The organism is Microcoleus sp. Pol12B4, assembly GCF_036701385.1.
GTDB lineage: Bacteria > Cyanobacteriota > Cyanobacteriia > Cyanobacteriales > Microcoleaceae > Microcoleus.
This window is the reverse complement of the sequence record NZ_JAUBQR010000265.1, coordinates 1-8,337: the sequence shown is the minus strand read 5'-3', so window position 1 is coordinate 8,337 and position 8,337 is coordinate 1. Positions and strand designations below refer to the sequence as shown.

7 protein-coding genes and 6 pseudogenes are annotated in these 8,337 nt (G+C 39.0%); 5 read left to right on the top strand and 8 right to left on the bottom strand.

The features are described 5' to 3' along the window. Nucleotides 1-266: 266 nt before the first annotated feature. Nucleotides 267-485 (bottom strand): hypothetical protein, encoded by a 219-nt coding sequence (locus QUA38_RS25555; RefSeq protein WP_333166884.1) that lies wholly within the window; start codon nucleotides 483-485, stop codon nucleotides 267-269. 200 nt (nucleotides 486-685) lie between these two features. Continuing rightward, on the bottom strand, nucleotides 686-997 hold the full coding sequence (locus QUA38_RS25550; RefSeq protein WP_333166882.1) for a helix-turn-helix domain-containing protein: 312 nt from the start codon (nucleotides 995-997) through the stop codon (nucleotides 686-688). Between the two features lie 126 nt (nucleotides 998-1,123). On the opposite strand from QUA38_RS25550, the gene QUA38_RS25545 reads away from it, so the two are divergent. The 4 genes and pseudogenes from QUA38_RS25545 (at nucleotide 1,124) to QUA38_RS25530 (ending at nucleotide 3,184) form a co-directional block, all read left to right on the top strand. Beyond that, nucleotides 1,124-1,351, top strand: coding sequence for a transposase family protein (locus QUA38_RS25545; RefSeq protein WP_445305103.1), 228 nt, complete (start codon nucleotides 1,124-1,126; stop codon nucleotides 1,349-1,351). 54 nt (nucleotides 1,352-1,405) lie between these two features. Next, a pseudogene (locus QUA38_RS25540) lies at nucleotides 1,406-2,515 on the top strand (IS630 family transposase). 68 nt (nucleotides 2,516-2,583) lie between these two features. After that, nucleotides 2,584-2,817: an ISAs1 family transposase gene (locus tag QUA38_RS25535; protein ID WP_445305102.1), complete on the top strand. Its 234-nt coding sequence runs from the start codon at nucleotides 2,584-2,586 to the stop codon at nucleotides 2,815-2,817. 127 nt (nucleotides 2,818-2,944) lie between these two features. Continuing rightward, complete coding sequence (locus tag QUA38_RS25530) at nucleotides 2,945-3,184, top strand: hypothetical protein (RefSeq protein WP_333166880.1); 240 nt, start codon at nucleotides 2,945-2,947, stop codon at nucleotides 3,182-3,184. 132 nt (nucleotides 3,185-3,316) lie between these two features. On the opposite strand, the gene QUA38_RS25525 is transcribed toward QUA38_RS25530, so the two are convergent. Both QUA38_RS25525 and QUA38_RS25520 read right to left on the bottom strand, forming a co-directional pair. After that, a complete protein-coding gene (locus QUA38_RS25525; protein ID WP_333166878.1) occupies nucleotides 3,317-3,859 on the bottom strand; it encodes a transposase in 543 nt (180 codons plus the stop codon). A gap of 12 nt (nucleotides 3,860-3,871) precedes the next feature. Beyond that, a pseudogene (locus QUA38_RS25520) lies at nucleotides 3,872-4,729 on the bottom strand (IS1634 family transposase); the annotation flags it as partial. A 57-nt stretch (nucleotides 4,730-4,786) separates the two neighbouring features. Here QUA38_RS25520 and QUA38_RS25515 point away from each other — a divergent pair. Next, nucleotides 4,787-5,182, top strand: coding sequence for a transposase (locus tag QUA38_RS25515; protein WP_333166877.1), 396 nt, complete (start codon nucleotides 4,787-4,789; stop codon nucleotides 5,180-5,182). A gap of 160 nt (nucleotides 5,183-5,342) precedes the next feature. Here the strand turns inward: QUA38_RS25515 and QUA38_RS25510 are convergent. The 4 pseudogenes from QUA38_RS25510 to QUA38_RS25495 all read right to left on the bottom strand — a co-directional run. Then, nucleotides 5,343-6,190: pseudogene (locus tag QUA38_RS25510) on the bottom strand (IS630 transposase-related protein). Nucleotides 6,191-6,777: 587 nt separating this feature from the next. After that, nucleotides 6,778-7,230, bottom strand: a pseudogene (locus tag QUA38_RS25505) (IS1634 family transposase); the annotation flags it as partial. Between the two features lie 17 nt (nucleotides 7,231-7,247). Next, nucleotides 7,248-7,451, bottom strand: a pseudogene (locus QUA38_RS25500) (transposase); the annotation flags it as partial. A 395-nt stretch (nucleotides 7,452-7,846) separates the two neighbouring features. Beyond that, nucleotides 7,847-8,240: pseudogene (locus tag QUA38_RS25495) on the bottom strand (transposase); the annotation flags it as partial. Nucleotides 8,241-8,337: the final 97 nt, after the last annotated feature.

Genomic DNA, 8,337 nt, shown 5'->3' with positions numbered 1-8,337 from the left:
AGATAGCACTCTGTTTTTTCGCTTCTGTGCTTTATTGCGTAAGCATCCCTATTTAAAAACTGTCCGGAGTATTGTTATATACACCCAAAGTCTTTATATTGGGTTTACTTCCGGACTAGAGGCCGGCTGAAACAGTAAAATCACATTCTCTGGTATACTGAGATTTAAAGAGTTATGAAACCATCCATTATCTACTTAAACTATATGTAAATCAAGAGGATACTTACTAGCAAATAGCTCTAAAATTTTCTCGAAGCACACTGTGTCTAGATGCGTAACTCGTAAAACAATCCCTCTCCTGTTAGTGGCTCTACTGCTCCGTACAACCACAAATAAATAAAATCCCCTTGAACTTTTCCTTGCGGTTTTATGCCTCGACCCGTTAACTTTCTTCTCTGAATCGTATGTAACCCCATCCGACTTTCATCTTCACTCCAATATCGCACTTTTTTCCACTGTTGTAAAAAGCTCTCACTCTGACTCAAACTGTCTTTAATTAGAGATGACAGTTTTTTTTAAATTCTTCTACTACCCCTTATTTCTGTTTTTCACTCACGCCTTAGCGGGAATGCATAATTTTCCTTTGAGCCGATACCTGGCCCACTGATGTACTGTCCGATATGCCACCTTTACTTCACAACAGCTTGTCAACCATGGATGTACTTCTTTGTAGCTCCTGAATCCTTCAGGTTCTTGCAATTCCTTTGAGAATCTCTCTAGAGTTTCTGGATTCATTATTCTTGGTCTTCCCGAACGAGGTTTCTGGAATAATAATTCTTCTATTCCCCCCCCTTCGATAACTCGACAACCATCTTTGTATTGTAGTACGATGTTTCCCTAGCCGCACAGCAGCAGACAATACAGTTTCTACCGTTTGGGTTTTGAGCCAATACAGAACTTGAAGTTTTTCGTGGCGAGTCGCATCTTTCTCTTTCCTGAGAAGAGCTTTCAGTTCTTCTTCTGTTTTCCTAAGTTTAATCTTGACGATTCCTGACATTTTTTTCCTTATATTTGGGTACTAATTCATAAAATGTACACCTACTAACTGTAGCACTATTTTAGGAAATTGGTATTAGTAATTGCGATTTTAGTAGTAATTGCTGGAACGTAAGGATGGGAAGACATGGAAAATTATGGCATTAGCAAAAAACAGTGGTTAGAAAAATTTTTGGCATTACCTCACGCTATTCCCTCGGATAACATCTTTCGTCGGGTACTCGAGTTCATTAACCCAGAAGAATTAAATCGTTGTTTTCTTCAATGGGTAGAAACTTTTGTCACCAAGATGGGAAGAGAAATAATCCCCAGAGATGGGAATACAATTAGGGATTTATATAGCGATCGCAAATGATTTGTAAATTATAAATCATGTATAATGAGGACGTTAATCTAAGTAGGAATTGAGATGTTCCCAAAAAAATCGGCAGAAAAATTTGTGGAGCATGAAGTCCAAGCTTTATTGGAACTCGAAAATTTTATTGCCAGCAATCCCGATCCAAGAGAACTCAAGCATAGCCATTTCTGTCCGTATGCTAATCGAAGGGAGCGAGCGCGAAACAATTCAAGAAATCTTGGGAGTATCGTCTCCATTTATTAGCAAGTGGAAAATTAATTATGCGTTGCATGGAATTGAAGGGCTACGCTTAAATCATCAAGGCTCGCGGGGACAACTTAAGCCAGAAGAACGAGCGGAAGTCATCCAATGGTTAACCAATAAAAACCAGTGGGATTTATCCGAACTATCAAATCATATAGCAGAGCGGTATCAGATTCAATTTCAATCAAAAGCTAGCTACTATCAACTTTTTAAATCAGCGGGAATTAGCTGGAAAAAATCTCAAAAAACGAATCCAAAGCGTGATGAAGAACTCGTCAAAAAAAAGCACCAAGAAATTTGTGAGATTCTGGAAGAACAACGCTCGGCTATAGAGTCGAGAAAGCTTGTGGTGTATTTGATTGATGAGTGTCATCTCAATAGGGGAGATGTCTGTGGCTATCTTTGGGGAAGGCGCAACGAAAGAATAGAAATACCGCTGCTGAATGAGAGAGAAAAACAAACTTATTATGGAGCAGTAAATTATTTAACAAAACAGTTTGTTCTCCGAGAATATGCAACGGCAAATTCTGAGAATACAGTCGCTTTCTTAAAAGACTTACAATCTTTAAATCCCGAAGCCAGACATTTGATTATTTGGGATGGAGCCAGCTATCATAAATATAAAGATATGAAAGCTTACCTAGAAGAAATTAATCAAGGTAAGGAGCGGGATGAATGGCCTTTAACTTGTGTCCTGTTTGCTCCCAATGCTAGGCGAGCAGAATCCAGTCGAAGATATTTGGCTTCATGGCAAGACTTGGGTGAGAAAATTTGGGAAGTGGCTCAGTTATGAATGCCTTGGTAAAATGGTTTTTCAATTTTACTATACAGTCACAAAGCTTTGACTTTCTCAAGTTACACAAATTTGGTATTTTTGAACCAATACTCAATGGAACTGCTGCTCGATCGAACCCTTAGTTCATTTACGAATGATTTGCGCTCGCTATATGACCGAAATCAAGGGAAATTAACACTCCATATCATTAGTGTCTGGAAAGCATGAACAACGTCTAGTGTTGGGACAGATGAAAGTAGAAGATAAATATAATGAAATTACTGCTATGCCTGCATTATTAGAATTGCTGGATATCACAGGCTCCATCATCATTGATGCCATGGGGACACAAACAGAAATTGCTAAAAAGATTATAGACAAAAATGGAGATTACGTTCTGGCGCTCAAGGCAAATCATCCCACTCTCTACAATCAGGTTCAATAATGGTTTGAAAAAGCCTCTGCACAGCAATTCCAAGGGGAGCATCCCGGTTTTGTAAAACTGCTATCCAGAGAGGATAATAGGTAGAGCGTCAACAGAAGCGTGAACTGCATTTGTAGGAGGAGTGGCTATGACCCCTGAACAGAAGGAGCGTTTAAAAGCTTGTGCTGCTGAGATTGCCGAGATTATGTACAAAAATACTCCGGCCTCAGAATTATCAAGTCTGCAAACAATCGAAAAGCATATTCGAAAGCAATGGCTAGAATTAGTCGGGCCGGAGGTTGTTTTTTTTTATCAAACAGGCAACAGGAACGAAATCAGGACGGTCTCGCACAGTAAAAAGTTGCATTGGTCAGCTAATAATTACTGAAAAACAAGCCGAAAAATTGGGAGTCAAAAAATCTACTCGTTTAGCTCCATTATTTGAAAAATGCTGCCTTCGTCAGGTGGCTAATATCTCTTACAGCACTTTGCAAGCCAACCCGCCACAACAAGTACCTCTCTAAATAGGCTCAAAAAACAAACCACAATGATTAAACCAATTGAGAGCATTTTCATCATTAATAAGATTAACAGCCATAGTGATGGCTTCATCAAGAGCGTCGGATGTGCGAGCTGCTTGGGAACGAAGAATTTCTTTTAACTTTGACCAACATAACTCAAGGGGCGATTTTTCAGGCGAGTATGGAGGCAAAAATTTTACCGGACATCCAACAGATTCAATTAAAGCTTTTGTAGTTTCAGCATAATGTACAGGTAAATTATCCCTGACTACAATTGCTCCAATCCACAACTGATGTAGTAATATTTTATCCAGAAAAGCTAAAAAAGTAGCTGTGTTTAGACTACCTGGAAAAGTCATAGTAGCAATTAAGCCGACCTCACTAATAGCTCCAATTAAAGTGAGGTTTTTGCCTTTATTTCCTGGGCGATTATAATAGAATCTGGCTCCACCTTGGCACCTACTATAGTTTCGTGTCATAGCCAGATTTACACCTGTTTCATCAATGACTACGAGGTTTTTGATGTCTATAGTATCCCACATTCCGCAGATAGATTAGGAAAGGAGGTAATATTTACGGCAAGGAACCCCAAAAAACTGGAGAATCCATAATCGCTCTGACGTGAGATTGGTAATGTGTTTGGTGCTGTCAACCGTCAACAAATGAATCGACATAAAACATTGAAAAATCCATCGCAGGGTGGGTTTCGTGGTAGGTTTACCAACTTGATTATCAACCGTTTGATTGGCTGTCTCCAGAGCTTGGCGCAGTGCCTTTTGACCTAAACTATAAACCAATAAGCATAAACCCCTCACCCTTGCCATTGCTGCAACTCGTTGAGGAGTGTTCAGAAAGATACTTGAAGTAAAGAATGGCGGATATTTGAGAAACCAAAAACTGCGTTCGGTGGATTGCTGTGCCTTGTATTCCTTGAGGACAGACTCATCGCTGAGAATTTGCTCATCCAAGACGTTAGTTGCCAGGATGAATTTGCCAGCCCGTTGAATCTCCAACTCAATAGCGTTAGGTTTAGAGATGAGAGTGGCAGATATTTGATAATGTTTGTGCCCCGCCTGATTTTTGCGTGGTCTACCACGTCGTTGGTGCTGAAAAATTTCCAATACTTGCATCCAGAAATGTTGATGATAGGGTAGTTGTTGTGAAAATGCTGTGGCGGCTTGGATGGCATCAGGTTTGCAAGCAAACTGTTGACTAGATAACTGTTTCAATTCTGTGGTGGCGATCACCAACTGTTTAGCTACACGTTTTGCTAACAGTTTTTTGTCAGATTCCAGTCTGGCTTGACTTTCAATTACTAACCATCGTTGTTGAATTCCCGCATAAGTATTGCCACAGGCGGCAATCTTGTATGTCGGCATCGAACTGGCGACGAAGGCATCAGGTTCTATGTCTATAGCAATCCTAAATGATTTATGAGATAATAGCCAGAATCACTACATAATTTATCTATGTTAGAAGAGTTAACGGAATTTATCCAATCTAATCCCGCTCCCCGCGAGTTGAGACGAGCAATTACCGTCTCTATGCAACTTAAAGGATATAAGCATCGAGAGATTCAGGAAAGTTTATCAGTGAGTTCTGGCTTTATTAGTAAATGGAATCAGATATTTACCATGCAAGGTCTATCTGCTCTCAAGCTGGCTTATAAGGGTTCTGTGGGATATTTAAAACCTGATAAACGCGCTGCCATCATTGATTGGCTCCAAAAAAATAATTATTGGAATTTAGGAGAACTAAAAGCTTATATAGAGGAGCAGTATGAGATAGTTTTTAGTTCTCAGCAGAGTTACTATGAGATTTTTGACGCTGCTGGCTCAAGAAAAGAAAAAATCTCAAAAACGTAATCCTAAAACAGCTCCTGAACTGGTAAAAAAAACAAAAGAATTGACCCAATGGCTAGAAGCTCATCGTAATGAAATCGAATTAGGTAAATTTGTAGTTTTTTTTCAGGATGAATGTAATCTTATTTGGGGAGATATAGTCATTTCAAATAAGTGTGAGACACTAGACTGCACAATAAGCACGAATAATTTCATCAAGAGATGTGCTAGGAGACGCATACATTAGAGCTCTCTTTAATGCACTAAAATCATGCTCAATATCATTTAAGTCAGGAGAGTATTTTGGTAAAAATATTATCTGATGACCCGCCTCCTCAACCAATAGTCTAATGACCGTCTTACGAGGAATGGGTGCATTATCCATAATTAATATAGATGGACTTGTTAAATCTGGTAACTAATATAAAGATAACCATCCTTCCAATCCTTCTGCGTTCAAACTACCCATAAAGAGCATTGGTTAAATTAAGTCCTTCTTTCCTTTTCTTCTTGCTGCTACTAAATTTTCTCTTTTTACCCGTTTTCCTGGTCTTTCACCATAGACTTTTTTTCCTCTTTTTGCCCAGGCACAAACACAACCTTCAAATTCCTCAAATCCAGATTTATAAATAAATACAATGCTTTTACTGCCATAAATTTTAATTAATTATCTCAGATTTCTGTAATATTTTATTCTTGATTCTCGATTTCTTTCTTGATAGCAAAATTGTTTTTTTTCTGGTAACTTTCAATTTTTTTAAGGCATAGCAGATGGCACTCGGTCTGACGCCTGAAAGTTCTTGCTCTTTCTACTAATCTTGCTGAGCGGATTTTTCCAACATCTTTTTTGAGGGCTTCCCAATCTAGCTTTTGTTGACGGTGCTTGACCTGAGTTGGTCGAAGGTCTTCCCTACCTAACCATCTATAAATTGTTGCTCTTTCTACCTTAAATATGGCAGCAGCTTTCGTTATACTCCCTCCATTTTCCAGATAATTGACTACTTTTTGTCTTAGGTCTAGACTGTAAGCCATTTTTTTTAATTAACTATCTTTAGCGATTTTATCATGATCTGACCTCTGTCTCACATTTATTTAAAATGACTATATCTGTGGCTATGTTTGGGGCAAGAAGAATGAAAGAGTAGAAGTACCAATTGTTAATGAGAAATAGCGACAGACTTACTTGCGCGCAGTAAATATTGCGACTGGTCAATGTCTGCTCCAGACCTCTCCCAAGGGAAATGGAGAACATACTATTGAATATTTAAAGTATCTAATGAGCAAATGTAACGACAAGCGGATAGCATTAATTTGGGATGGTGCTAAATATCATTGTTCAGCAGAGGTTAAAGAGTTTTTGTTATTGGTTAATAATGGTTTAGATGAATGTGATTGGAAAATCACTTGTTTGAGATTCGCGCTCCTACGATCCGACTCAGAATCCAATTGAAGATATTTGGTTACAATCACTCATAATGGATTAGGAAGTGTTATCATCTGTGTCAGAAATTTGCTACCGTCAAATATATATTTAAGTTAGTTACTCATTATCAAATATTTGATTTTTCCAAACTTCACAGTTATGGTAACTTCTCACAAATCATTTAGGATTGCTATAGCAACAATTGTTTGGCACTCGTCAAGGTAGCAGGTACCCTCGATACCCATCGTAACTGTTCCATTTGATCCAGGTTGCTTGCGGTATAAAGTGCAGCATCAGCAACAAATAAGGCATCAATATCCCATTGCTGTCTGAACTCCCGTGTGAGTTGGGCAAATATTGCCGAGTCAGTTTCATTTCCATCCCCCACTCTCAAATACAAGGGAATATCTCCGTCCCCACTGCACATGAGATCTACGATAAATTGCTTCAAATCGGGGCGGTGATCTCTGGAATAGCCTTGGGTGATGTGTATTGCTCCTGATTCGACTGTTTCATCCTGCTGTTGATAATCTCCATCAACGTGGAATGAACTTGAATCTAGATGTAAGCTGTTGATGTTTACTCCAAATTGACGTGCTGCTGACAGTGCCACTGTCACAAATATTTCCGTCAATCCCGAATCATGTATAGCAACCGCCAAGGCCGTTAGGATGCAAGGCGTAAGACAGACTCGATCGCATCTGTTAAAGAATCAAACTGAGCGAGCTGTTTACGAATTCGACTTTTTAGCCAAGACCAACATTGTTCAATTTTGTTTAAATCTGGAGAGTACGGCGGTAAGTATAACACCCTACATCCTACACTTTGAATTAATTCCTGAATCCGACCGTCTTTATGAAATGTGGCATTATATCATGTCGGATCGATTGACCGTGATAAAATAGTGAGAAACACGACCCCCGTCAGATACCCCTCTTCTGTCACTCTAGGCAGAAGAAAATAATAATTCACTCTCCTTTATTAAGTAAGAGAAGGAATTTGGGTAAAAATTTATTAACGCTCTTAATCGAGCCAAGCTTGTAGATAATTGTGGAATTGGAAAAACTTTTAGCCACTGTTGTATCAAGTTAAAGCTAATTAAAGGTTGTAGTATTAATCTCAAGTTGTTTAGATGGCTCTTCCAACTGTTTTTTTCATCAAGCGTCTGGATGTTCCTCAAAGCGGTGGAGAAGTGAGAAGTTTTTTGCGGATGAAGAGCTGGGTGATGAAGTCTGGGAGTTAACGACTGTATTAGACCTAGTATAGAGGCTGATCATCAGGTAAGCACTACAAACGATTTCCCACCATTTTTCAATCTGTGAATATTGGGTGAATCGGAAATCTGCCCACCCTAATTCACTCTTACTTTGTCGAAAACCATATTCAATCCAAGTCCTATTTTCATACAAATTCCCAACTTCTTTAGCTAAGACTCCCGGAATTTGTGTCATCACATACCAGGTTGAGTTTTCGGGAAGGGTCTCTATATCTGTTGTGATTTCCCAGTAACGCAATGCTCTCTTTTTTCCATAAATAATTTCTCTAATATAGCGGATTTCTCGGCTACCATCGGAAAATATCCGCTCAAAACTACGCCATTTATTAGCTCTAACCCTTTGCTCGCTTTGGCAACCGTACACTGTGATTACTGCGAATTGCAGAGCGCAAATTGAAGGTTTATATCAGGTCCGGGTAATCAGTTATGATAAATAGGACTGACACAGCAGCGATGGCAATTGCTCCTACAAGCAAGAGT